Annotated in this window: 18 protein-coding genes; 4 read left to right on the top strand and 14 right to left on the bottom strand. The window is 69.8% G+C overall.

The window, feature by feature from the left end; translation table 11 throughout:
• Positions 1-13 precede the first annotated feature (13 nt).
• The 4 genes from ACIBW9_RS39005 to ACIBW9_RS38990 all read left to right on the top strand — a co-directional run bounded on the left by ACIBW9_RS39005 (position 14) and on the right by ACIBW9_RS38990 (position 5802).
• The gene (locus ACIBW9_RS39005; RefSeq protein WP_398962507.1) at positions 14-1357 is read left to right on the top strand and encodes an ABC transporter substrate-binding protein; all 1344 of its coding nucleotides are present in this window, start codon (positions 14-16) and stop codon (positions 1355-1357) included.
• Positions 1358-1425: 68 nt separating this feature from the next.
• Positions 1426-2274, top strand: coding sequence for an ABC transporter permease (locus tag ACIBW9_RS39000; protein ID WP_398962582.1), 849 nt, complete (start codon positions 1426-1428; stop codon positions 2272-2274).
• Positions 2258-3025: an ABC transporter ATP-binding protein gene (locus ACIBW9_RS38995; protein WP_398962505.1), complete on the top strand. Its 768-nt coding sequence runs from the start codon at positions 2258-2260 to the stop codon at positions 3023-3025. Before ACIBW9_RS39000 ends, ACIBW9_RS38995 begins: the two co-directional genes overlap by 17 nt.
• Before the next feature lie 11 nt (positions 3026-3036).
• Positions 3037-5802, top strand: coding sequence for a fumarate reductase/succinate dehydrogenase flavoprotein subunit (locus ACIBW9_RS38990; protein ID WP_398962503.1), 2766 nt, complete (start codon positions 3037-3039; stop codon positions 5800-5802).
• 203 nt (positions 5803-6005) lie between these two features.
• On the opposite strand, the gene recQ is transcribed toward ACIBW9_RS38990, so the two are convergent.
• The 14 genes from recQ to ACIBW9_RS38920 all read right to left on the bottom strand — a co-directional run bounded on the left by recQ (position 6006) and on the right by ACIBW9_RS38920 (position 23827).
• Positions 6006-7994: a DNA helicase RecQ gene (recQ, locus tag ACIBW9_RS38985; RefSeq protein ID WP_398962579.1), complete on the bottom strand. Its 1989-nt coding sequence runs from the start codon at positions 7992-7994 to the stop codon at positions 6006-6008.
• Positions 7995-8162: 168 nt separating this feature from the next.
• Complete coding sequence (gene nuoN / locus ACIBW9_RS38980) at positions 8163-9821, bottom strand: NADH-quinone oxidoreductase subunit NuoN (RefSeq protein WP_398962500.1); 1659 nt, start codon at positions 9819-9821, stop codon at positions 8163-8165.
• Positions 9818-11392, bottom strand: a complete 1575-nt coding sequence (locus ACIBW9_RS38975) for an NADH-quinone oxidoreductase subunit M (protein WP_115906544.1) — start codon at positions 11390-11392, stop codon at positions 9818-9820. The genes nuoN and ACIBW9_RS38975 overlap by 4 nt, the downstream gene beginning before the upstream one ends.
• Positions 11393-11397: 5 nt before the next feature.
• Positions 11398-13344 carry an NADH-quinone oxidoreductase subunit L gene (gene nuoL / locus ACIBW9_RS38970; protein ID WP_398962496.1) on the bottom strand — a complete coding sequence of 649 codons (1947 nt, stop codon included), beginning with the start codon at positions 13342-13344 and terminating at the stop codon, positions 11398-11400.
• Between the two features lie 14 nt (positions 13345-13358).
• Complete coding sequence (gene nuoK, locus ACIBW9_RS38965; RefSeq protein WP_020130147.1) at positions 13359-13658, bottom strand: NADH-quinone oxidoreductase subunit NuoK; 300 nt, start codon at positions 13656-13658, stop codon at positions 13359-13361.
• On the bottom strand, positions 13655-14497 hold the full coding sequence (locus ACIBW9_RS38960) for an NADH-quinone oxidoreductase subunit J (protein WP_398962493.1): 843 nt from the start codon (positions 14495-14497) through the stop codon (positions 13655-13657). Before ACIBW9_RS38960 ends, nuoK begins: the two co-directional genes overlap by 4 nt.
• Entirely contained in the window at positions 14494-15144 is a 651-nt protein-coding gene (gene nuoI / locus ACIBW9_RS38955) for an NADH-quinone oxidoreductase subunit NuoI (RefSeq protein ID WP_398962490.1), read from the bottom strand. The genes ACIBW9_RS38960 and nuoI overlap by 4 nt, the downstream gene beginning before the upstream one ends.
• Positions 15137-16498, bottom strand: a complete 1362-nt coding sequence (gene nuoH / locus ACIBW9_RS38950; protein WP_398962488.1) for an NADH-quinone oxidoreductase subunit NuoH — start codon at positions 16496-16498, stop codon at positions 15137-15139. The genes nuoI and nuoH overlap by 8 nt, the downstream gene beginning before the upstream one ends.
• Positions 16495-18999 (bottom strand): NADH-quinone oxidoreductase subunit G, encoded by a 2505-nt coding sequence (locus ACIBW9_RS38945; protein WP_398962485.1) that lies wholly within the window; start codon positions 18997-18999, stop codon positions 16495-16497. The genes nuoH and ACIBW9_RS38945 overlap by 4 nt, the downstream gene beginning before the upstream one ends.
• Positions 18996-20345 carry an NADH-quinone oxidoreductase subunit NuoF gene (gene nuoF / locus ACIBW9_RS38940; protein ID WP_398962483.1) on the bottom strand — a complete coding sequence of 450 codons (1350 nt, stop codon included), beginning with the start codon at positions 20343-20345 and terminating at the stop codon, positions 18996-18998. Before nuoF ends, ACIBW9_RS38945 begins: the two co-directional genes overlap by 4 nt.
• Positions 20342-21217, bottom strand: a complete 876-nt coding sequence (nuoE, locus tag ACIBW9_RS38935; RefSeq protein WP_398962480.1) for an NADH-quinone oxidoreductase subunit NuoE — start codon at positions 21215-21217, stop codon at positions 20342-20344. Before nuoE ends, nuoF begins: the two co-directional genes overlap by 4 nt.
• Positions 21214-22536, bottom strand: coding sequence for an NADH-quinone oxidoreductase subunit D (locus tag ACIBW9_RS38930; RefSeq protein WP_398962477.1), 1323 nt, complete (start codon positions 22534-22536; stop codon positions 21214-21216). The genes nuoE and ACIBW9_RS38930 overlap by 4 nt, the downstream gene beginning before the upstream one ends.
• Positions 22533-23276 carry an NADH-quinone oxidoreductase subunit C gene (locus tag ACIBW9_RS38925; RefSeq protein WP_351462614.1) on the bottom strand — a complete coding sequence of 248 codons (744 nt, stop codon included), beginning with the start codon at positions 23274-23276 and terminating at the stop codon, positions 22533-22535. Before ACIBW9_RS38925 ends, ACIBW9_RS38930 begins: the two co-directional genes overlap by 4 nt.
• On the bottom strand, positions 23273-23827 hold the full coding sequence (locus tag ACIBW9_RS38920) for an NADH-quinone oxidoreductase subunit B family protein (protein WP_007383964.1): 555 nt from the start codon (positions 23825-23827) through the stop codon (positions 23273-23275). The genes ACIBW9_RS38925 and ACIBW9_RS38920 overlap by 4 nt, the downstream gene beginning before the upstream one ends.
• Positions 23828-23833 lie beyond the last annotated feature (6 nt).

The following is a 23833-nucleotide window of genomic DNA, read 5'->3' as shown; positions in this document are numbered from 1 at the left end:
GCCCCGAACTCCCATGAAACACAAAGCAGTTGCTGCCGCCGCCCTCCTTTTCCTCCCCCTGACGGCCTGCGGTGGCAACGCGGAGGCCGGCAGCGACGGCTCCACGGTCACCGTCACCGTCGGCTACCAGTCCAAGACCATCAACACGGTCACCGCGGGCACCCTCCTGCGCTCCCTCGGCTACTTCGAGAAGGAGCTGAACTCGCTGGGCGACGGCAAGCACTACAAGGTCGACTGGCAGGACTACGCCACGGGCGCCCCCATCACCGCCCAGATGACCGCGGGGAAGATCGACATCGGCTCGATGGGCGACTTCCCGCTCCTCATCAACGCGGCCCGCGGCAGGCAGCTCGGCAAGCCGACCCACTTGGTCTCCGTCACCGGCTACAACCTGCGCGGCGGTCTCAACACGATCGTCACCTCCCCGGACTCGAAGCTGGCCACCCTCACCGACCTGAAGGGCAAGAAGGTCTCCACGAGCGTCGGCTCCGCGGCCGACGGCACGCTCGTACGGGCCCTGCAGCGAGCCGGCATCGACCCCGACAAGGGCATCCAGAAGCTCAACCAGCAGCCCGCGGTCGGCGCCTCGGCCCTGACGGCGGGCAGCGCGGACGCCCTGTCGCAGTTCGTCGCCTGGCCAGGACTGCTCACCTTCCAGGGCAAGGCGAAGGCTCTGTACGACGGCGCCCAGCTGAACCTCCCCACCTTCCACGGCGTCACCGCCCGCGAGGACTTCGCCAAGCAGCGGCCCGCCGTCCTGGAGGCCTTCCTCAAGGCCCAGTCACAGGCCACCGACTACCTGAACGCCCACCCGGTCGCCGCCGCCGAGTCGGTCGCCAAGGCCACCGGACTGCCCCCCGAGGTCGTCTATCTCTACAACGGCGCCCACGGCATCTCCACCTTCGACCCCGCGGTCAAGCCGCAGCTGATCTCCGCGCTGAAGAAGGACGTCTCGGTCCTGAAGTCGGCCAAGCTGACCGGGGACATCGACGTGGACTCCTTCGTCGACGACCGGTACGTGAAGAAGGCCCTCGGCGCGGACTACGCCCAGCGGCTCGCCGCGACACCGCCGGCCTCCGCGAGCGAGGTGTGGCCCAAGGGCACCGAGAAGACCGTCTCCTTCAAGTCGCCCGCCGAGCTGCTGGGTTACGTGAAGAAGCACAAGGACGGCATCCGCGCCGCCTATGTCCCCGACGCCACCACCGGCACCCTCTGGTTCGCCGACAAGGCGGTCTGGGTGGCCGACGGCAGCCGGCTCCTCCCCTTCGTCGCACCCGCCACCGCCAAGGCCTACGTCGCCGCACACGGGGGTGCCCGCGTCATCACGTACGCCGACGCGCTGGGGCGGGCGTCGTGACCCGGCGAACGCCGCAACGGGAGAACCGGTTCGCGCCCCGCCGTCCGCGGCGCGCGGGCCGGTACGCCCTGCGGCTCGTCTCGCTCGCGGCCGCCCTCGGCGCCTGGCAACTGCTGGCCGGCCTCAAGGTCGACCTGTGGCTGCGCTTCTCGCAGTTCCCGACCGTCACCGATGTGGCCCGCACCTTCGCCGACCGGCTGTCCGGCCCGGACTACTGGACGGATCTCACCGACAGCCTCACCCGCATCCTCACCGGCTTCCTCCTCGCCGCCGTGCTCGGCGTGGCGACGGGCGTGCTCGTGGCGCGCTCCCGCCTCGCCGAGGACCTGCTCGGGCCGGTGCTGGAGGTCGTCCGCCCGATTCCGGCGATCGCCCTGGTCCCCGTCGCGATCCTGCTCTTCCCCTCCAACGAACAGGGCATCGTCTTCATCACCTGCACCGCCGCCTTCTTCCCCGTCCTGGTCTCCACCCGCCATGCGGTCCGCGCGCTGACGCCGGTGTGGGAGGAGGCGGTCCTCACCATGGGCGGCGGGCGGTGGCGGATCCTCGGCTCGGTCGTCCTGCCGGGCGCGCTGCCCGGTATCTTCGGCGGGCTGTCGGTCGGCATCGGCGTCTCGTGGATCTGCGTGATCTCCGCCGAGATGATCTCCGGCCAGTACGGCGTCGGCTACCGCACCTGGCAGGACTACACCGTCGTCAACTACGCGGGTGTCTTCGTCGGCATGATCACGATCGGTGTGCTCGGCTGGGTCACGTCCACGGCCGTGGAGCTCCTCGGCCGCCGCCTGACCCGCTGGTTGCCGCGCACGTCGTACATCCCCGGCGCACGGGCTCCCCGTCCGGCGCGCGGTGCCGCCGCTCCCGCGCCGGTGAGTCCCACCACCAAGGAGGAGGCGCCCCATGACCAGCTCGTCTGACCTCCGCTCGCCCGCCCGCACCGGCGCGGGACTGGCCCTGCGGGACGCCAGGCTCGGACGGCCCGGTGCACCCGTGCTGGAGGGAGTCGACCTCGACGTGGCCCCCGGCGAGATCCTCACCCTCGTCGGACCCTCCGGCTGCGGCAAGTCGACCCTGCTGCGGACCCTGGCCGGACTGCTGGCCCCCCTCGCCGGAGACGTCGGCCAGGACGGACACCCGCTGACCGGCCCCGCCGCCGACCGCGCCCTGATCTTCCAGGAGGACGCTCTCCTGCCCTGGCGCACCCTGCGCGCGAACGTCGAACTGCCCCTCGCCATCAAGGGACTGCCCCGTGCGGAGCGCCGGCGCCAGGCGGAGGACTGGCTGGAGCGCGTCGGCCTCGCCGAACAGTCCCGGCAGCTGCCCCACCGGGTCTCCGGCGGGCAGCGCGGGAGGGCCCAACTGGCCCGGGCGCTCGCGGGCGCACCCCGCGCCGTCCTCATGGACGAACCCTTCGGCGCCCTCGACGCCCAGACCCGTGCCGGCATGCAGGACCTGCTGGTGGAGGTACTGCGCGGCACGGGCGCGACGGTCGTCTTCGTCACCCACGACGTGGACGAAGCCCTCTTCCTCGGCGACCGTGTGGCCCTCCTCGGCAACGGCCGGCTGACGGCCGTACGCGCAGTGCCACGCCCGCGCGACCGTACGGCGCACGACGATCCCGCGCGCGTGGCACTGCGGCGCGACGTCCTCACCTCGCTCGGTACCTGAAAGGCCCCCCGGTGACCACCCCCTCCTCGAACACGCCCCTGGAGATCCCCGCCCTCACCGACGCCGAGGAGATCCGCTGCGATGTCCTCATCGTCGGCGGCGGCACCGCCGGCACCATGGCCGCGCTGACCGCCGCCGAGCACGGCGCGGACGTCCTCCTTCTGGAGAAGGCCCACGTCCGCCACTCCGGCGCGCTCGCCATGGGCATGGACGGCGTCAACAACGCAGTCATCCCCGGCCGCGCCGAGCCCGACGACTACGTCGCCGAGATCACCCGCGCCAACGACGGCATCGTCGACCAGTCCACCGTCCGCCAGACCGCCACCCGCGGCTTCGGCATGGTGCAGCGCCTGGAGTCGTACGGCGTGAAGTTCGAGAAGGACGAGCACGGCGACTACGCGGTCCGCCAGGTCCACCGCTCCGGCTCCTACGTGCTGCCGATGCCGGAGGGCAAGGACGTCAAGAAGGTCCTGTACCGGCAGTTGCGGCGACGCGAGATGCGGGAGCGGATCCGTATCGAGAACCGGGTGATGCCGGTGCGCGTGCTCACCGCGGAGGGGCGCGCGGTGGGGGCGGTCGGCTTCAACACACGCACCGGCGCGTTCGTGGTGGTGCGCGCGGGCGCGGTGATCCTCGCGACCGGCGCATGCGGCCGACTGGGCCTCCCGGCTTCCGGCTACTTGTACGGCACCTACGAGAACCCGACCAACGCCGGTGACGGTTATGCCATGGCCTACCACGCGGGCGCCGAGCTCACCGGTATCGAGTGCTTCCAGATCAACCCGCTGATCAAGGACTACAACGGGCCGGCCTGCGCCTACGTCGCCAACCCCTTCGGCGGCTACCAGGTCAACCGGCACGGCGAACGCTTCGTCGACTCCGACTACTGGTCGGGCCAGATGATGGCCGAGTTCGCAGCGGAGGTCGCGAGCGACCGGGGTCCCGTCTACCTGAAGCTGAGCCACCTCCCTGAGGAGTCGATCTCCTCCCTGGAGTCGATTCTGCACTCGACGGAGCGGCCCACCCGGGGGACCTTCCATGCGGGCCGGGGCCACGACTACCGCACCCACGACGTCGAGATGCACATCTCCGAGATCGGCCTGTGCGGCGGCCATTCGGCCTCGGGCGTACGAGTCGACGACCACGCCCGCACGACCGTCCCCCGGCTGTACGCCGCCGGCGACCTGGCCTGCGTGCCCCACAACTACATGATCGGCGCATTCGTCTTCGGCGACCTGGCGGGCGCGGACGCGTCCCAGTACCAGGCCTACGAGGGCGAGTTGCCAGAGGAGCAGCTGCGCGAGGCGCACGAGCTGATCTACCGTCCGCTGCGCAACCCGGACGGCCCCCCGCAGCCCCAGGTCGAATACAAGCTGCGCCGCTTCGTGAACGACTACGTGGCCCCGCCGAAGTCCGGCGCCCGCCTGTCCCTGGCCCTGGAGGCCTTCGAGCGGATGCACGACGACATCGCGGCGATGGGTGCGCGCACCCCGCACGAGCTGATGCGCTGCGCCGAGGTCTCCTTCATCCGCGACTGCGCGGAAATGGCCGCCCGGGCCTCCCTGGCCCGCACGGAGTCGCGCTGGGGGCTCTATCACGACCGCATCGACCACCCCCGGCGCGACGACGCCTCCTGGTTCCACCACCTCGACCTGCACAAGTCCCCCTCCGGTTCGATGGAGTTCACGGCCCGTCCCGTGGCTCCGTATCTGGTCCCCGTCGACGAGTTCACGCCCGTGGGCGGCCCGCCCCGGCACATCGGCGAGGTCCACGCCGAGAACGTGGCGACCGCCGGGTCGCGGGACGTGGCGCCGGTCGCCACCGGGCCGACCTCCGCGCGTACCGCCACGCCCGTGGGCCACGGCTCTGGCGAGACTGCCTCGCCCAGGCTCCTTGAGCTGCTGGAGCTGGCCGAGGAGCAGCCGGAACTCGCCGCGATCGAGCCCTACTTGACCGACCTCGACGCCGCCGTGCGGCGCACTGCGGTCTCGGTCCTCACCGAGACGGTGCCGCCCGGCACCGGGCAGGCCCTGGCCGGCGCCCTCAGCGACCCCGACGGCGACGTCCGTGCGGCCGCCGCGGCCTCGCTGCGCGAACTGGTCGAGACCCTCCCGCCCGAACCCGACCTGGGTGTCGCCCTCGTCGCTGCGGTCACCGAGGCGGACCCCGTGGTCCGCGCCGCCGCCCTCGACGTACTGCGCGCCCTGCGCCTGGGGAACGTCGGGGTGTTCGCCGGGGCGTTGGACGATCCCGACATCGCCGTCCGTATCGAAGCCGTGCGCGCGCTCGTCTCGGTCGACGCGGTCGAACCCCTCTCCGGGGCGGCGGCCGACGCCTCACGCGAGGTCCGCGTCACCGTGGCCAAGGCACTCGCCGCCGTCAGCCCTCAGGCCCGTGCCGCGAGCGGCCCGGAGCTGCTCACCGGCACCCTGGACCGGCTCACCGAGGACGACGACCCCCTGGTCCGCGGTGCCGCGCTCGGCGCGCTGGCCACCGTCGGCTGCCCGGCCACGCTCGCCGCGCGTGCCGTCGCCTCGCTGGCCGACCCGGCGTGGCAGGTCCGCGCCGGTGCCGCCGCCGCCCTGTCCGCCGCGCCCGCCGACATCGCCGTGCCCGCCCTCGCCAAGACGCTCGCCGACGCCAACGCCGACGTGCGCAAGGCGGCGGTGCTCGCCCTGACCAGGCACAACGGCACAGCGGAGGCCCGGGCGGCCCTCGCCACCGTCACCTCGGACCCGGATGCGGACGTCAGGGCGTATGCGGCACGGGGGCTGTGACGGCGGCCCGGACCCTGTGACGGTGCTTCCGCCGCGGGCCGGCGCCAGCCAGCCGGCCCCCCTCATATATCCAGGGGGCGCAGGCCGGTGAGGCGAAGGCCGAGCTGGCCCAGTACCCGTGCGAGGTGCTGTGACGGCGCTCCGGACCCTGTGACCGTGCCTCCGCCACAGGCCGGCGCCGACCGATCGCGGCCGGCCCGCCTCTATATCCAGTCCGGTTCCGGCTCCACGTCCATCTCGGGCCAGTCGTCCTCGCCGCCCGCACCGGCTCCCGCACCGACATCCCCGGCGGGAGCCGTGTGAGGTGCGCCGTCCAGTGAGGCCAGCACCTCCAGCACCCCTTCCCCGTAAGTCGCCAGCTTCTTCTCACCGACCCCGCTGATGCCGCCGAGCTGCGTCACCGACGTCGGCCAGGTGGTGGCGATCTCCCGGAGCGTGGCGTCGTGGAAGATGACGTACGCAGGGACGCCCTGTTCCCGGGCCTGCTCGGCGCGCCAGGCGCGCAGCGCCTCGAACGCGGGCTGCAGTTCCTCGGGCAGCTCGGCCGCCGCGGCCTTGGCCTTGCGCTCGCCCCGGCCGGCGGAGCCCGATGCCGAACGCGAGGTCACCGGCTTCTTCGGCTCCTTGCGCAGCGGTACCTCCCGCTCGCGCCGGAGCACCGACCCGCTGGCCTCGGTCAGCACCAGCGTGCCGTACTCCCCCTCGACCGCGAGCAGCCCCTGCGCCAGCAACTGCCGTACCACGCCCCGCCATTCGCCCTCGTCGAGCTCCTCACCGATGCCGAACACGGACAGCTGGTCGTGGTCGAACTGGATCACCTTGGCCGTGCGCTTGCCGAGCAGGATGTCGACGATCTGCACGGCACCGAACTTCTGCCCCCGTTCACGCTGCAGTCGCACCACCGTGGACAGGACCTTCTGGGCGGCGATCGTGCCATCCCAGGTCTCCGGCGGGACCAGACAGGTGTCGCAGTTGCCGCAGCCCGCGGGATCGGGGTCCTGGCCGAAGTAGGCGAGCAGCTGGCCGCGCCGGCACTGGGCGGTCTCGCACAGCGCCAGCATCGAGTCGAGGTGGGCGGCGGCCCGGCGCCGGAACGCCTCGTCGCCCTCGCCGGACTGGATCAGTTTGCGCTGCTGTATGACGTCGTTGAGGCCGTACGCCATCCATGCCGTCGACGGCAGCCCGTCCCGGCCGGCCCGGCCCGTCTCCTGGTAGTAGCCCTCGACCGACTTCGGCAGGTCGAGATGGGCGACGAACCGGACGTCCGGCTTGTCGATGCCCATGCCGAAGGCGATGGTCGCGACCACGACCAGGCCTTCCTCCCGCAGGAAGCGGGACTGGTGAGCCGCGCGCGTGCCCGCGTCCAGGCCTGCGTGGTAGGGCACCGCCTCGATACCGTTGCGGCTCAGGAACTCCGCCGTCGACTCCACCGACTTGCGGGACAGGCAGTACACGATGCCCGCGTCCCCCTCATGCTCCTGCCGCAGGAAGCTCAGCAGCTGCTTCTTGGGGTCGGCCTTGGGCACGATCCGGTACTGGATGTTGGGCCGGTCGAAGCTCGCGACGAAGTGCCGGGCCGTTGGCATGTGGAGCCGCTGGGTGATCTCCTGGTGCGTGGCGTGCGTGGCCGTGGCCGTGAGCGCGATCCGTGGGACGTCCGGCCAGCGCTCGCCGAGGAGGGACAGGGCGAGATAGTCGGGGCGGAAGTCGTGGCCCCACTGGGACACGCAGTGTGCCTCGTCGATCGCGAAGACCGCGATCTTGCCGCGGGAGAGGAGGTCCAGCGTCGAGTCGAGCCGCAGTCGCTCCGGTGCGAGATAGAGCAGGTCCAGCTCGCCGGCGAGGTATTCGGCCTCGACGACCCTGCGCTCGTCGAAGTCCTGTGTGGAGTTCATGAACCCGGCGCGCACGCCGAGCGCCCGCAGCGCGTCCACCTGGTCCTGCATCAGCGCGATGAGGGGCGAGATCACGATGCCTGTGCCGGGTCTGACCAGGGCGGGGATCTGGTAGCACAGCGACTTGCCGCCGCCGGTCGGCATGAGGACCACGGCGTCGCCGCCGGTCACCACATGCTCGATGACGGCTTCCTGCTCGCCGCGGAAGGCCTCGTAGCCGAAGACCCGGTGCAGCGTGGCCAGCGCCTCGCTCTCGGTCACCCCTGGCATCTCGCTGATCCCGCCCATCCCACCCATAGTTCCGTCCCCCGTACGTCGTCCCTCGACCACTGCCTCCACGATAGGGGCCCGCACTGACAGCCCAGGGGTTATCCACAGGGCCGTACCCCCTCCTCACGGCAGTGTGGGCCCCGGTTCCTGTTCGAGAACCGGGGCCCACACCCACGCAATGCAGGTCCGTGCAGGTCAGCGCACGAACACTCCCGCCTGGCTCGCCAGGTCGAGGAAGTACTGCGGTGCCACACCGAGCACCAGCGTGACCACGACGCCGAGTCCGATCGCGGCCATGGTCAGCGGCGACGGCACGGCGACCGTCGGGCCCTCGGGCCGTGGCTCGCTGAAGAACATCAGCACGATCACGCGGATGTAGAAGAAGGCCGCGACCGCGGACGAGATCACACCGATCACGACCAGCGGGGCCGCCCCGCCCTCCGCCGCCGCCTTGAACACGGCGAACTTCCCGGCGAAACCGGAGGTCAGCGGAATGCCGGCGAAGGCCAGCAGGAACACCGCGAACACGGCCGCCACCAGCGGTGAGCGCCTGCCGAGACCGGCCCACTTGGACAGATGCGTCGCCTCGCCGCCCGCGTCACGCACCAGTGTCACCACCGCGAAGGCGCCGATGGTCACGAAGGAGTACGCGCCCAGGTAGAACAGGACGGAGGAGACACCGTCCTTCGACGTGGCGATGACACCCGCGAGGATGAATCCGGCGTGTGCGATCGACGAGTACGCCAGCAGCCGCTTGATGTCGGTCTGCGTGATCGCGACGATCGCGCCGCCGAGCATGGTGACGATCGCGACGGCCCACATCACCGGCCGCCAGTCCCAGCGCAGACCCGGCAGGACGACGTAGAGCAGCCGGAGCAGCGCACCGAACGCGGCCACCTTCGTCGCCGCCGCCATGAACCCGGTCACCGGGGTGGGCGCGCCCTGGTAGACGTCCGGGGTCCACATGTGGAACGGGACGGCGCCGACCTTGAACAGCAGGCCCATGACGATCATCGCGCCGCCGACGAGCAGCAGCGCGTCGTTGCCCATCGTGTCGGCGAGCGCCGGGTCGACGTTCGTGACCGAGCCGTCGACGACATGCGCGATCGTCGCGTACGACACGGAGCCCGCGTAGCCGTAGAGCAGTGCGATGCCGAACAGCGTGAACGCGGAGGCGAAGGCACCGAGCAGGAAGTACTTCACCGCGGCTTCCTGCGACATGAGCCGCTTGCGGCGGGCCAGGGCGCACAGCAGGTACAGCGGCAGCGAGAAGACTTCCAGGGCCACGAACAGGGTCAGCAGGTCGTTGGCCGAGGGGAAGACCAGCATGCCGGCGATCGCGAAGAGCAGCAGCGGGAACACCTCGGTGGTGGTGAACCCGGCCTTCACGGCCGCCTTCTCGCTGTCGCTGCCGGGCACGGACGCGGCCTGCGCGGCGAACGAGTCGACGCGGTTGCCGTGCGCCTCCGGGTCCAGGCGCCGCTCGGCGAAGGTGAACAGGCCGACCAGACCGGACAGCAGGATCGTGCCCTGCAGGAACAGGGACGGCCCGTCGACCGCGATCGCGCCCATCGCCGCGATGTGCGCCTTGGTGGTGCCGTACCCGTCGGCCGCGAGTCCGACGACCGCGGCGAAGGCGGCGCAGAGCGCGACGGCGGACACGAACACCTGGGCGTAGTAACGGGACTTGCGCGGCACGAAGGCCTCGATCAGTACCCCGACGATCGCCGCGCCCACGACGATCAAGGTGGGCGACAGCTGTCCGTATTCGATCTTCGGTGCGGGGATCTTCGAGATCGGATCGGCCGCGGTTGCCGCCGTTGTCCACAGGCTGTGGACGGCTGATGCGCTCACTTGGCCACCGCCTCCACCTCAGGCTTGGGGTCCTTCTTGTGTACGTCGGACAGGGTCGACTTCACCGCCGGGTTGACGATGTCGGTGACCGGCTTCGGGTAGACGCCCAGGAAGATCAGCAACACGATCAGGGGGGCGACGACCACGAGTTCGCGTGCCCTGAGGTCGGGCATCGCGGAGACCTCCTGTTTCACCGGGCCGGTCATCGTCCGCTGGTAGAGGACGAGGGTGTAGAGCGCGGCGAGCACGATGCCGAAGGTGGCGATGATCCCGATGGCCGGATAGCGCGTGAACGTGCCGACCAGCACCAGGAACTCACTCACGAACGGCGCGAGACCGGGGAGCGACAGGGTGGCCAGGCCCCCGACCAGGAAGGTGCCGGCGAGGACCGGGGCGACCTTCTGCACACCGCCGTAGTCGGCGATGAGCCGCGAGCCGCGCCGGGAGATCAGGAAGCCCGCCACCAGCATCAACGCGGCGGTGGAGATGCCGTGGTTGACCATGTAGAGCGTCGCTCCGGACTGGCCCTGGCTGGTCATCGCGAAGATGCCCAGGATGATGAACCCGAAGTGCGAGATCGACGCGTACGCCACCAGCCGCTTGATGTCCCGCTGCCCGACGGCGAGCAACGCCCCGTAGATGATGCTGATCAGGGCCAGGACGAGGATGGCGGGCGTCGCCCACTTCGAGGCCTCCGGGAAGAGCTGGAGGCAGAAGCGGAGCATCGCGAAGGTGCCCACCTTGTCGACGACCGCCGTGATGAGGACGGCTACCGGGGCGGTGGCCTCCTGCATGGCGTTGGGCAGCCAGGTGTGCAGCGGCCACAGCGGCGCCTTCACCGCGAAGGCGAAGAAGAAGCCGAGGAACAGCCAGCGTTCGGTGTTCGTCGCCATGTGCAGCGAGCCGTTGGCCCGGGCCTGCGCGATCTCCTGGAGGCTGAAGTTCCCGGCGACCACGTACAGGCCGATCACCGCGGCCAGCATGATCAGGCCGCCGACCAGGTTGTAGAGGAGGAACTTCACGGCCGCGTACGACCGCTGCGTCGACGCCGCCTCCTCGCCGTGCTCGTGGGCACGGTCCCCGAAGCCGCCGATGAGGAAGTACATCGGGATCAGCATGGCTTCGAAGAAGATGTAGAAGAGGAAGACGTCGGTGGCCTCGAAGGAGATGATCACCATCGCCTCGACGCCGAGGATCAGGGCGAAGAAGCCCTGCGTCGGCCGCCACCGCTTGCTGCCTGTCTCCAGCGGATCAGCGTCGTGCCAGCCCGCGAGGATGATGAACGGGATCAGCAGTGCGGTCAGCGCGATGAGCGCCACCGCGATGCCGTCGACGCCCAGCTCGTATCTGACCCCGAAGTCCTTGATCCAGGCGTGGGATTCGGTGAGCTGGTAGCGGCCGCCGTCCGGGTCGAAGCGGACCAGGACGACGATCGCCAGGGCGAGGGTGGCGAGCGAGACGATCAGCGCGAGCCATTTGGCGGCGGTGCGCTGCGCCGCCGGCACGGCAGCCGTGGCGATGGCCCCGATCGCCGGGAGCACCGCCGTCGCTGTCAGCAGAGGAAAGGACATCGGTATCAGACCGCCCTCATCAGCAGGGTCGCGGCGATGAGGAGCGCCGCACCGCCGAACATCGAGACCGCGTACGACCGCGCGAAGCCGTTCTGCAGCTTGCGCATACGCCCGGACAGGCCGCCGACCGAGGCCGCCGTGCCGTTGACGACGCCGTCGACCAGGGTGTGGTCGACGTACACCAGGGAGCGCGTGAGGTGTTCACCGCCGCGGACCAGGACGACGTGGTTGAAGTCGTCCTGCAGCAGATCGCGCCGGGCGGCCCGGGTGAGCAGCGATCCGCGGGGGGCGACGGACGGGACCGGGCGGCGGCCGTACATGGCGTACGCGATGCCGACGCCGATGAGCAGGCAGACCATCGTCCCGCCGGTGACCGCCGCCGCGCTGAGCGGGGAGTCGCCCTCGCTGTGGCCGGTGACCGGCTCCAGCCAGTGCAGGAAGCGGTCGCCGATGCTGAAGAACGCGCCGCCGAAGACCGAGCCGACGGCCAGCACGATCATGGGGATCGTCATGACCTTCGGCGACTCGTGCGGATGCGGCTCCGCGTGCTCGCCCCGGTGCTCGGCGGCGGGCTCCGCGCTCGGCGCCTCCGGTGAGCGGGTGGGCTCGTTGCGCCAGCGCTCCTCGCCGAAGAACGTCATCAGCATCACGCGCGTCATGTAGAACGCGGTGATGGCCGCGCCCAGCAGGGCCGCGCCGCCGAGGATCCAGCCCTCGGTGCCGCCCTTCGCGAAGGCCGCCTCGATGATCTTGTCCTTGGAGAAGAAGCCGGACAGACCGGGGAAGCCGATGATCGCGAGGTAGCCGAGGCCGAAGGTGATGAAGGTGACCGGCATGTACTTGCGCAGGCCGCCGTACTTCCTCATGTCGACCTCGTCGTTCATGCCGTGCATGACCGATCCGGCGCCGAGGAAGAGCCCGGCCTTGAAGAAGCCGTGCGTCACCAGATGCATGATCGCGAAGACGTAGCCGATGGGGCCGAGGCCCGCCGCCAGCACCATGTAGCCGATCTGCGACATGGTCGAGCCGGCCAGCGCCTTCTTGATGTCGTCCTTCGCGCAACCGACGATCGCACCGAACAGGAGCGTGACGGCACCGACCACGGTGACCGCCAGCTGTGCGTCGGGCGCTGCGTTGAAGATCGCTCCGGAGCGGACGATGAGGTAGACGCCGGCGGTCACCATGGTCGCGGCGTGGATGAGGGCCGAGACCGGGGTCGGGCCCTCCATCGCGTCGCCGAGCCAGGACTGCAGCGGCACCTGGGCGGACTTGCCGCACGCGGCGAGCAGCAGCATCAGGCCGATGGCGGTGAGCTTGCCCTCGCCGGTGTCCCCGGTGTGGCTGAGGACCGGCCCGAAGGCGAAGGTCCCGAAGGTCGTGAACATCAGCATGATCGCGATGGACAGACCCATGTCGCCGACGCGGTTGACCAGGAAGGCCTTCTTCGCCGCGGTCGCCGCACTGGGCTTGTGCTGCCAGAAGCCGATCAGCAGGTAGGAGGCGAGGCCGACGCCCTCCCAGCCGACGTACAGCAGCAGGTAGTTGTCGGCAAGGACGAGCAGCAGCATCGCCGCGAGGAACAGGTTCAGATAGCCGAAGAAGCGGCGGCGGCGCTCGTCGTGCTCCATGTACCCGACCGAGTACAGGTGGATCAGCGAGCCGACACCGGTGATCAGCAGGACGAACGTCATCGACAGCTGGTCCAGGCGGAAGGCGACATCCGCCTGGAAGCCCTGGACCGGGACCCAGCTGAACAGGTGCTGCAGCAGGGTCCGGTGTTCGGCGTCCTTGCCGAGCAGGTCGGCGAAGAGGACGACGCCGATGACGAAGGAGGCGCCGGCGAGGACCGTGCCGATCCATTGGCCGACGGCATCGAGCCGCCGGCCGCCGCACAGCAGTACGGCCGCTCCGAGCAGTGGCGCCGCCACCAGCAGCGCAATCAGGTTCTCCACGATTCAGCGACCCCTCAGAGCTTCATCAGGCTGGCGTCGTCGACCGAGGCCGAGTGGCGGGAACGGAACAGGGACACGATGATCGCGAGGCCGACCACGACCTCCGCGGCGGCCACGACCATCGTGAAGAAGGCGATGATCTGGCCGTCGAGATTGCCGTGCATCCGGGAGAAGGTGACGAACGCGAGGTTGCAGGCGTTGAGCATGAGCTCGATGCACATGAACACGACGATCGCGTTGCGCCTGATCAGTACGCCGGTGGCGCCGATCGTGAACAACAGGGCGGCGAGATACAGGTAGTTGACCGGGTTCACTTCGACGCCTCCTCGGCCCGCTTGAGGTTCGCCGGATCGATCGCGGTCCGCTCCAGTCGCTCCTCGGCGCGCTGCTCCAGCGCCCGCAGGTCGTTGAGCGCCTCGGCCGACACGTCACGGATCTGGCCCCGCTCACGCAGCGTCTTGCTGACCGTCAGCTCGGAGGGGGTGCCGTCGGGCAGCAGACCCGCGATGTCCACCGCGTTGTGCCGGGCGTACACGCCGGGTGCCGGCAGCGGCGGTACGTACTTGCCTTCCCGGACGCGCTGTTCGGACAGCTCGCGCTGGGTCTTGGCCCGTTCGGTGCGCTCGCGGTGCGTGAGCACCATCGCGCCGACCGCGGCCGTGATCAGCAGGGCGCCGGTGATTTCGAAGGCGAAGACGTACTTGGTGAAGATGAGGGCCGCGAGGCCCTCCACATTGCCGTTCGCGTTCGCCTCGCCCAGGCCGTTGAAGTCCTTGAGGGAGGCGTTGCCGATCCCGGCGAGCAGCAGGATGCCGAAGCCGAGCCCGCACAGAAGGGCCAGCCAGCGCTGGCCCTTGATGGTCTCCTTCAGGGAGTCCGCGGCCGTCACACCGACGAGCATCACCACGAACAGGAACAGCATCATGATCGCGCCGGTGTAGACGACGATCTGCACGATGCCCAGGAAGTAGGCACCGTTGGCGAGGTAGAAGATCGCCAGGATGATCATGGTGCCGGCGAGCGAGAGCGCGCTGTGCACGGCCCTCTTCATGAAGACGGTGGCCAGGGCGCCGATCACGGCGACGGTGCCGAGGACCCAGAACTGGAAGGCCTCTCCGGTGGAGGTGGAGTAGGCGGCGAGTTGCGCGCTCATCGTCCGATCACCTTCTCCGAGGCGGGCTCGTCCTCACCGAAGGTGGAGGCGGCCTCCTGGACGACCTCGCCCTTGGAGACGGCCGCCTGACGCTCGGTGCCGGGCGCGGCCTCGGTGACGAGCCCCCGGTAGTAGTCCTGCTCGTCCATCCCCGGGTAGATGGCGTGCGGGGTGTCGACCATGCCCTCTTCGAGGCCGGCGAGCAGCTGCTCCTTGGTGTAGATGAGGTTGGCGCGGCTCGAGTCGGCGAGTTCGAACTCGTTGGTCATCGTGAGCGCGCGCGTGGGGCACGCCTCGATGCACAGGCCGCACAGGATGCAGCGGGCGTAGTTGATCTGGTACACGCGCCCGTACCGCTCGCCCGGCGAGTAACGCTCCTCGTCCGTGTTGTCGGCGCCCTCCACATAGATGGCGTCGGCGGGACAGGCCCAGGCGCACAGCTCACAGCCCACGCACTTCTCCAGGCCGTCCGGATGGCGGTTGAGCTGGTGCCGTCCGTGGAACCGCGGAGCCGTGGTCTTCTTCTGCTCCGGGTACTGCTCGGTCAGCCGCTTCTTGAACATGGCCTTGAAGGTCACGCCGAAGCCTGCGACGGGGTTCATGAAGCCGGGCTTCAACTGCTCGGTCTCCTTGGGCTCCTCAGCCATCGGACGCCTCCTTTCCATCCGAAGATCCGTCACTGGCAGTATCCGACCCACCACTGACAATCAGCTCTCGCTCGCGGCGCGGACTGCGCCTCGGCACCGACGGCAGCTCCTGTCCCGGCAGTGGCGGTACGGGGAATCCGCCCGCCATCGGGTCGAAGCCGGCGACCTGTTCGGCAGGCGGCTCGGCTTTCCCGGCCTTGCGGAAGATGTCGGCGACGAAGGAGAGAAGCAGCAGGGCGAGGACGCCGCCGGCGATGTAGAGGGCGATGTCGGCGAAGTCGTAGTTCTCGTTCTTCATGGCCCGGACGGTCGCGACCAGCATCAGCCAGACCACGGAGACCGGGATGAGGACCTTCCAGCCGAGCTTCATCAGCTGGTCGTAGCGGACCCGCGGGAGGGTGCCGCGCAGCCAGATGAAGCCGAACAGCAGCAGCTGCACCTTGATCACGAACCAGAGCAGCGGCCACCAGCCGTGGTTGGCGCCCTCCCAGAAGGTGCTGATCGGCCAGGGGGCGCGCCAGCCGCCGAGGAAGAGCGTGGTCGACACGGCCGAGACCGTCACCATGTTCACGTACTCGGCGAGCATGAACATCGCGAACTTGATCGACGAGTACTCGGTGTTGAAGCCGCCGACCAGGTCGCCCTCGGACTCCGGCATGTCGAAGGGGGCGCGGTTGGTCTCGCCGACCATCGTGACGATGTAGAGGATGAAGGAGACCGGCAGCAGGACGATGTACCAGCGGTCGTGCTGCTGCTGGACGATCGTCGACGTCGACATCGACCCCGAGTAGAGGAACACGGAGGCGAAGGCGGCACCCATGGCGATCTCGTACGAGATCATCTGTGCGCAGGAGCGCAGGCCGCCGAGGAGCGGGTAGGTGGATCCGGAACTCCAGCCCGCCAGCACGATGCCGTAGATGCCGACCGAGGCGACCGCGAGGATGTAGAGCATCGCGATCGGCAGGTCGGTCAGCTGCATCGCCGTACGGTGGCCGAAGATCGAGATCTCGTTGTCGGCCGGGCCGAAGGGGATCACCGCGATCGCCATGAAGGCCGGGATGGCCGCGACGATCGGCGCGAGGACGTAGACGACCTTGTCCGCGCGTTTGACGACGACGTCTTCCTTGAGCATCAGCTTGATGCCGTCGGCGAGCGACTGGAGCATGCCCCAGGGGCCGTGCCGGTTGGGGCCGATGCGCAACTGCATCCAGGCGACGACCTTGCGCTCCCAGACGATGGAGAACAGCACGGTCACCATCAGGAAGGCGAAGCAGAAGACGGCCTTGACGACGACCAGCCACCAGGGGTCGCGGCCGAACATCGAGAGGTCTTCTGCGGCGAGGTACGGGCTCATGCCTCCACCTCCTCGGGGGCCTCGCCGACGAGCGTCGCCGGGCCGATACGGACGAGAGCGCCGGGCAGCGCCCCGGTGTCGGAGGCGACGCCCCCGCCTGCGGAGTTCAGCGGGAGCCAGACCACCCGGTCGGGCATCTCGGCGATCCGCAGCGGCAGTTCGACCGCTCCGGAGGGGCCGGTCACCGCGAGGGTGTCGCCGTCCTTGACTCCCGCCTCGGCGGCGGTCGCGGCGGACACGCGCGCGTGGGCGGCGTGCCGGGTTCCGGCGAGCGCTTCGTCGCCCTCCTGGAGGAGCCCCTGGTCGAGCAGCAGCCGGTGCCCGGCCAGTACGGCTTCCCCGGCGGCGGGCCGCGGCAGCTGGGCCGCGGTCTCCAGGGGCTCCGTGGCCCGGGGCCCGTCCCAGGGGCCGAGCCGGTCGATCTCCGCGCGTACGGTGCGCAGATCGGGCAGTCCCAGGTGGACGTCCATGGCGTCGGCCAGCATCTGCAGCACGCGCGCGTCGGTGGGCGCGAGGGGGCGGGTCATCTGGTCCGGCTTGAGCGCGGCCTCGAAGAACCGCACCCGGCCCTCCCAGTTGAGGAAGGTGCCGGCCTTCTCGGCGACCGCGGCGACGGGAAGGACGACGTCGGCGCGTTCGGTGACCTCACTGGGCCGCAGCTCCAGCGACACCACGAATCCGGCTTCCTGCAGTGCTTCACGCGCGCGTGCCGGGTCCGGCAGATCGGCGACCTCGACGCCCGCGACCAGCAGTGCCTGCAGTTCGCCGGCCGCCGCGGCCTCGATGATCTGGCTGGTGTCGCGGCCGTAGCGGTGCGGGAGTTCGGCGAGGCCCCAGGCCGCGGCGACCTCCTCACGCGCGCGTGGATCGGTGGACGGACGTCCGCCCGGCAGCAGCGAGGGCAGCGCGCCCGCCTCGAGGGCACCGCGCTCACCGGCCCGCCGCGGGATCCACACCAGCTGGGCGCCGGTCGCGGAGGCCGCCCGTACAGCTGCGGTGAGTCCGCCTGCCACGGCGGCCAGCCGCTCGCCGACGACGATCACCGCGCCCTCGGCGCGCAACGCCTCGGCCGCCCTGGCCCCGTCGTCCTCAAGGCCGACCCCGCTCGCCAGTGCGTCCAGCCACTCGGTCTCGGTTCCCGGGGCGGCCGGCAGCAGCGTGCCGCCGGCCTTCTCCAGGCCGCGCGTGGTGTGCGTGGCGAGCGAGAACACCTGCTGGCCGTGCCTGCGCCAGGCCTTGCGCAGCCGCAGGAAGACGCCGGGCGCCTCCTCCTCGGCCTCGAACCCGACCAGCAGAACAGCGGGGGCCTTCTCCAGGGAGGTGTACGTGACGCCCGTACCGTCGAGATCACGTCCGCGTCCGGCGATCCTGGCGGCGAGGAAGTCGGCTTCCTCGCTGCCGTGCACGCGCGCGCGGAAGTCGATGTCGTTCGTGTCGAGGGCCACGCGCGCGAACTTGCTGTACGCGTAGGCGTCCTCGACGGTGAGGCGGCCGCCGGTCAGGACGCCGGTCCTGCCGCGGGAGGCGAGCAGTCCCTGAGCGGCGATCTGCAGCGCCTCGGGCCAGGAGGCGGGTTCGAGGTCGCCCTCCGCGTTCCGTACCAGGGGCGTCTGGAGCCGGTCCCGCTGCTGTGCGTACCGGAACGCGAAGCGCCCCTTGTCGCAGATCCACTCCTCGTTGACCTCGGGGTCGTTGGCGGCGAGCCGCCGCATGACCTTGCCGCGCCGGTGGTCGGTGCGGGTGGCGCAGCCGCCGGAGCAGTGCTCGCACACGCTCGGCGAGGACACCAGGTCGAAGGGCCGGGAGCGGAAGCGGTAGGCCGCCGAGGTCAGCGCGCCGACCGGGCAGATCTGGATGGTGTTGCCGGAGAAGTACGACTCGAAGGGGTCGCCCTCACCGGTACCGACCTGCTGCAGGGCGCCCCGCTCGACCAGCTCGATCATCGGGTCGCCCGCGATCTGGTTGGAGAAGCGGGTGCAGCGTGCGCACAGCACGCACCGCTCACGGTCGAGCAGCACCTGCGTGGAGATCGGCACGGGCTTCTCGTACGTCCGCTTCTTGCCCTCGAAGCGCGACTCGGCCTGCCCGTGCGACATGGCCTGGTTCTGCAGCGGGCACTCGCCGCCCTTGTCGCAGACCGGGCAGTCCAGCGGGTGGTTGATGAGGAGCAGCTCCATCACACCGTGCTGGGCCTTCTCGGCGACCGGCGAGGTGAGGTGGGTCTTCACGACCATGCCGTCCGTGCACGTGATGGTGCAGGACGCCATCGGCTTGCGCTGGCCCTCGACCTCGACGATGCACTGCCGGCAGGCGCCGGCCGGGTCGAGCAGGGGATGGTCGCAGAACCGGGGGATCTCGATGCCGAGCTGCTCGGCGGCCCGGATGACCAGGGTGCCCTTCGGCACGCTGATCTCGGCGCCGTCGATCGTCAGCGTCACGAGATCCTCCGGCGGGACCGCCGCCTCTCCCCCACCCGTGGGAGCGCTGGTGGTCACGGTCATGCGTTCACCTCCGTGCGGTCGGCCCAGGCCGTCGACTTGGCCGGGTCGAAGGGGCAGCCGCGGCCCGTGATGTGCTGCTCGTACTCCTCGCGGAAGTACTTCAGCGAGGAGAAGATCGGCGAGGCGGCGCCGTCGCCGAGGGCGCAGAACGACTTGCCGTTGATGTTGTCGGCGATGTCGTTCAGCTTGTCGAGGTCGCTCATCACGCCCTTGCCGGCCTCGATGTCGCGCAGCAACTGCACGAGCCAGTACGTCCCTTCACGGCACGGCGTGCACTTGCCGCAGGACTCGTGGGCGTAGAACTCAGTCCAGCGGGTCACGGCGCGGACGACGCAGGTCGTCTCGTCGAAGCACTGCAGGGCCTTGGTGCCGAGCATGGAGCCGGCGGCGCCCACTCCCTCGTAGTCGAGGGGTACGTCGAGGTGCTCGTCGGTGAACATCGGCGTCGAGGAGCCGCCCGGCGTCCAGAACTTGAGCCGGTGGCCCGGCCGCATGCCGCCGCTCATCTCGAGCAGCTGGCGGAGCGTGATGCCGAGCGGGGCCTCGTACTGGCCGGGGCTGGCGACATGGCCGCTGAGCGAGTAGAGCGTGAAGCCGGGGGACTTCTCGCTGCCCATCGACCGGAACCATTCCTTGCCCCGATGCAGAATCGCGGGAACCGACGCGATCGACTCGACGTTGTTCACAACAGTCGGGCACGCATAGAGGCCCGCCACCGCAGGGAAGGGGGGACGGAGCCGCGGTTGACCCCGGCGGCCTTCGAGCGAGTCGAGCAGTGCGGTCTCCTCACCGCAGATGTACGCGCCGGCGCCGGCGTGCACGGTGAGCTGGAGGTTCAGCCCGCTGCCCAGGATGTTCTCGCCGAGGTAGCCGGCCTCGTAGGCCTCGCGCACGGCCTCGTGCAACCGCCGCAGAACGGGGACGACTTCACCACGCAGATAGATGAAGGCATGCGAAGACCTGATGGCGTAGCACGCAATGACGATGCCCTCGATGAGGCTGTGCGGGTTCGCGAAGAGGAGCGGGATGTCCTTGCACGTCCCCGGCTCCGACTCGTCGGCGTTGACAACTAGATAGTGCGGCTTTCCATCCCCCTGGGGAATGAACTGCCATTTCATTCCCGTCGGGAATCCCGCGCCGCCACGGCCGCGCAGCCCGGAGTCCTTGACGTACGCGATCAGGTCGTCCGGGGACATCGCGAGCGCCTTGCGGAGCCCCTCGTATCCCTCGTGCCTTCGGTACACGTCCAGAGTCCAGGACCGGTCCTCGTCCCAGAAGGCCGACAGCACGGGTGCGAGCAGCTTCTCGGGGCTGTTGTTCCTGAGTTCGGGTGCCAAGGTCATCACTCCCCCTCCTCGGCGGCAGGCCCTGCCGGGTGGGCCGGGTCGGAGGCCGACGTGTCCTGTGGCGCATCGTGTGAGCTGAGGTGCTCGGTCGGCGACGGCTCGTGCACTTCCCTGTCCTGCGGCTCGTCCTCGTACGGGCCGCCGTCCCGCGGATGGACCACGCGCGCGGGTGCGGCCTCTCCCCTTGCCAGGCGAAGGCCCACCAGCGACGCCGGTCCCGCACCGCCGCTCTCCTCGACGGCCCCGGGCCGCTCGTCGGGGAAGCCGGCCAGAATCCGCGCGGTGTCCTTGAAGGTGCACAGGCGCGCCCCGCGCGTCGGCTCGACGTCCCGTCCCGCGCGCAGGTCGTCGACGAGGCGCTTGGCACTGGCCGGGGTCTGGTTGTCGAAGAACTCCCAGTTGACCATCACCACCGGCGCGAAGTCGCAGGCCGCGTTGCACTCGATGTGCTCCAGGGTGACCTTGCCGTCGTCGGTGGTCTCGCCGTTGCCGATGCCGAGGTGCTCCTGGAGCTCCTCGAAGATCGCGTCACCGCCCATCACGGCACACAGCGTGTTGGTGCAGACGCCCACCTGGTAGTCACCGCTCGGCTTGCGCCGGTACATCGTGTAGAAGGTCGCGACGGCGGTGACCTCGGCCGTGGTCAGGCCCAGCACGTCCGCGCAGAACTGCATCCCGGTACGCGTGACATGGCCCTCCTCCGACTGCACGAGATGCAGCAACGGCAGGAGCGCGGACCGGGAGTCGGGGTAGCGGGCGATCACCTCGCGCGCGTCCGCCTCGAGCCGGGCTCGAACGTCGTCCGGGTAGGCGGGCGCGGGCAGTTCGGGCATGCCCAGGCTGACGCCCCGCTCCGAAGAACTGGTGGTCACCGGTCGACGCCTCCCATCACGGGGTCGATGGACGCGACGGCGACGATGACGTCGGCGACCTGGCCGCCCTCGCACATCGCCGCCATGGCCTGCAGGTTGGTGAAGGACGGGTCACGGAAGTGGACCCGGAAGGGGCGGGTGCCGCCGTCGGACACGGCATGCACCCCGAGCTCGCCCTTGGGCGACTCGACGGCCGCGTACGCCTGTCCCGGCGGCACGCGGAAGCCCTCGGTGACCAGCTTGAAGTGGTGGATCAGGGCCTCCATGGAGGTGCCCATGATCTTCTTGATGTGATCGAGGGAGTTGCCGAGCCCGTCCGGTCCCAGAGCGAGCTGGGCGGGCCAGGCGATCTTCTTGTCGGCGACCATGACCGGTCCGGGCTGCAGCCGGTCCAGGCACTGCTCGACGATCCTGAGGGACTGGCGCATCTCCTCGAGGCGGATCAGGAAGCGCCCGTAGGAGTCGCAGGTGTCGGCGGTCGGGACGTCGAAGTCGTACGTCTCGTAGTCGCAGTACGGCTGCGCCTTGCGCAGGTCGTGCGGGAGGCCGGTGGAGCGCAGGATCGGGCCGGTGGCACCGAGGGCCATGCAGCCGGCCAGGTCGAGATAGCCGACGTCCTGCATACGGGCCTTGAAGATGGGGTTCCCGGTGGCGAGCTTGTCGTACTCCGGGAGGTTCTTCTTCATCTTCTTCACGAACTCGCGGATGTGGTCCACCGCGCCGGGCGGCAGGTCCTGCGCGAGTCCGCCGGGCCGGATGTACGCGTGGTTCATGCGCAGGCCCGTGATGAGCTCGTAGATGTCGAGAATCATTTCACGATCACGGAATCCGTAGATCATGATCGTGGTGGCGCCGAGTTCCATTCCACCGGTGGCGATGCACACCAGATGCGAGGAGAGCCGGTTCAGCTCCATCAGGAGCACCCGGATGATCTTGGCGCGCTCGGTGATCTGGTCCTCGATGCCGAGGAGTTTCTCGACGGCGAGGCAGTAGGCGGTCTCGTTGAAGAAGGACGTCAGGTAGTCCATGCGCGTCACGAACGTGGTGCCCTGCGTCCACGTGCGGAACTCGAGGTTCTTCTCGATGCCGGTGTGCAGGTAGCCGATGCCGCAGCGGGCCTCGGTGACCGTCTCGCCGTCGATCTCCAGGATCAGACGGAGCACTCCATGGGTGGAGGGGTGCTGGGGCCCCATGTTGACGACGATGCGCTCGTCGTCGGCGCGCGCCGCGGACTGGACGATCTCGTCCCAGTCGCCACCGGTGACCGTGTAGACGGTGCCTTCCGTGGTCTCGCGAGGAGAGGCTTGCGAAGTGCTCACGAGTACGACCTCCGCTGGTCGGGAGCCGGGATCTGGGCGCCCTTGTACTCGACGGGGATGCCGCCGAGGGGGTAGTCCTTGCGCTGCGGATGGCCCTGCCAGTCGTCCGGCATCATGATCCGCGTCAGGGCCGGGTGACCGTCGAAGACGATCCCGAAGAAGTCGTAGGTCTCGCGCTCGTGCCAGTCGTTGGTGGGGTAGACGGAGACCAGGGACGGGATCTTCGGGTCGGCGTCCGGGGCGCTGACCTCGAGGCGGATCAGCCGGTTGTGGGTGATCGAGCGCAGGTGGTAGACGGCGTGCAGCTCGCGGCCCTTGTCGTGCGGGTAGTGGACTCCACTGACGCCGGTACAGAGCTCGAAGCGCAGAGCGGGGTCGTCGCGCAGGGTGCGGGCGACACGCAGCAGGTGCTCACGCTCGATGTGGAAGGTGAGTTCACCGCGGTCGACGACCGTCTTCTCGATCGCGTTGTCCGGGAGGAGTCCTTGTTCCTCCAGGGCGCCCTCCAGTTCGTCGGCGACCTCGTCGAACCATCCGCCGTAGGGGCGGGCCGCCGGTCCCGGGAGGCGGACCGAGCGGACCAGGCCTCCGTAGCCGGAGGTGTCGCCGCCGTTGTTGGCGCCGAACATGCCGCGCTGGACGCGGATCTCCTCACCGCCCTCGCCGCGCATGCCCGGGAGGTTGGAGGCGCCGAGATCCTTCTCCGGGTTGACGCCGTTGGTGCCGTTCGCGTCGCTCACCGCAGCAGCCCCTTCATCTCGATCGTGGGCAGGGCCTTGAGCGCCGCTTCCTCCGCCTCGCGGGCCGCTTCCTCGGCGTTCACGCCGAGCTTGGAGGACTGGATCTTCTGGTGCAGCTTGAGGATGGCGTCCATCAGCATCTCGGGCCGTGGCGGGCAGCCGGGCAGATAGATGTCGACCGGCACGATGTGGTCGACGCCCTGGACGATCGCGTAGTTGTTGAACATGCCGCCCGAGGAGGCGCAGACCCCCATGGAGATCACCCACTTGGGGTTCGGCATCTGGTCGTAGACCTGGCGCAGCACCGGCGCCATCTTCTGGCTCACCCGGCCGGCCACGATCATCAGGTCCGCCTGGCGGGGCGAACCGCGGAAGACCTCCATGCCGAAGCGCGCCAGGTCGTAGCGGCCGGCGCCGGTGGTCATCATCTCGATGGCACAGCAGGCCAGCCCGAACGTGGCCGGGAAGACGGACGCCTTGCGCACCCAGCCCGCGGCCTGCTCGACGGTGGTCAGCAGGAATCCGCTCGGCAGCTTTTCTTCGAGTCCCATGTGTTA

The sequence above is a fragment of the Streptomyces sp. NPDC049541 genome (genome assembly GCF_044465725.1).
Classification (GTDB): Bacteria; Actinomycetota; Actinomycetes; order Streptomycetales; family Streptomycetaceae; genus Streptomyces.
This window is presented reverse-complemented; position numbering and strand designations above follow the sequence as displayed.

Bases quoted from the DNA above. Each gene is read 5' to 3' on its own strand.
- ACIBW9_RS38975 (WP_115906544.1), bottom strand. From the start codon at position 11,392: ATGTCCTTTCCTCTGCTGACAGCGACGGCGGTGCTCCCGGCGATCGGG.
- ACIBW9_RS38945 (WP_398962485.1), bottom strand. From the start codon at position 18,999: ATGACCGTGACCACCAGCGCTCCCACGGGTGGGGGAGAGGCGGCGGTC.
- nuoH (WP_398962488.1), bottom strand. From the start codon at position 16,498: ATGAGCCCGTACCTCGCCGCAGAAGACCTCTCGATGTTCGGCCGCGAC.
- ACIBW9_RS38960 (WP_398962493.1), bottom strand. From the start codon at position 14,497: ATGAGCGCGCAACTCGCCGCCTACTCCACCTCCACCGGAGAGGCCTTC.
- nuoI (WP_398962490.1), bottom strand. From the start codon at position 15,144: ATGGCTGAGGAGCCCAAGGAGACCGAGCAGTTGAAGCCCGGCTTCATG.
- ACIBW9_RS38920 (WP_007383964.1), bottom strand. From the start codon at position 23,827: ATGGGACTCGAAGAAAAGCTGCCGAGCGGATTCCTGCTGACCACCGTC.
- ACIBW9_RS38995 (WP_398962505.1), top strand. From the start codon at position 2,258: ATGACCAGCTCGTCTGACCTCCGCTCGCCCGCCCGCACCGGCGCGGGA.
- ACIBW9_RS39005 (WP_398962507.1), top strand. From the start codon at position 14: ATGAAACACAAAGCAGTTGCTGCCGCCGCCCTCCTTTTCCTCCCCCTG.
- recQ (WP_398962579.1), bottom strand. From the start codon at position 7,994: ATGGGTGGGATGGGCGGGATCAGCGAGATGCCAGGGGTGACCGAGAGC.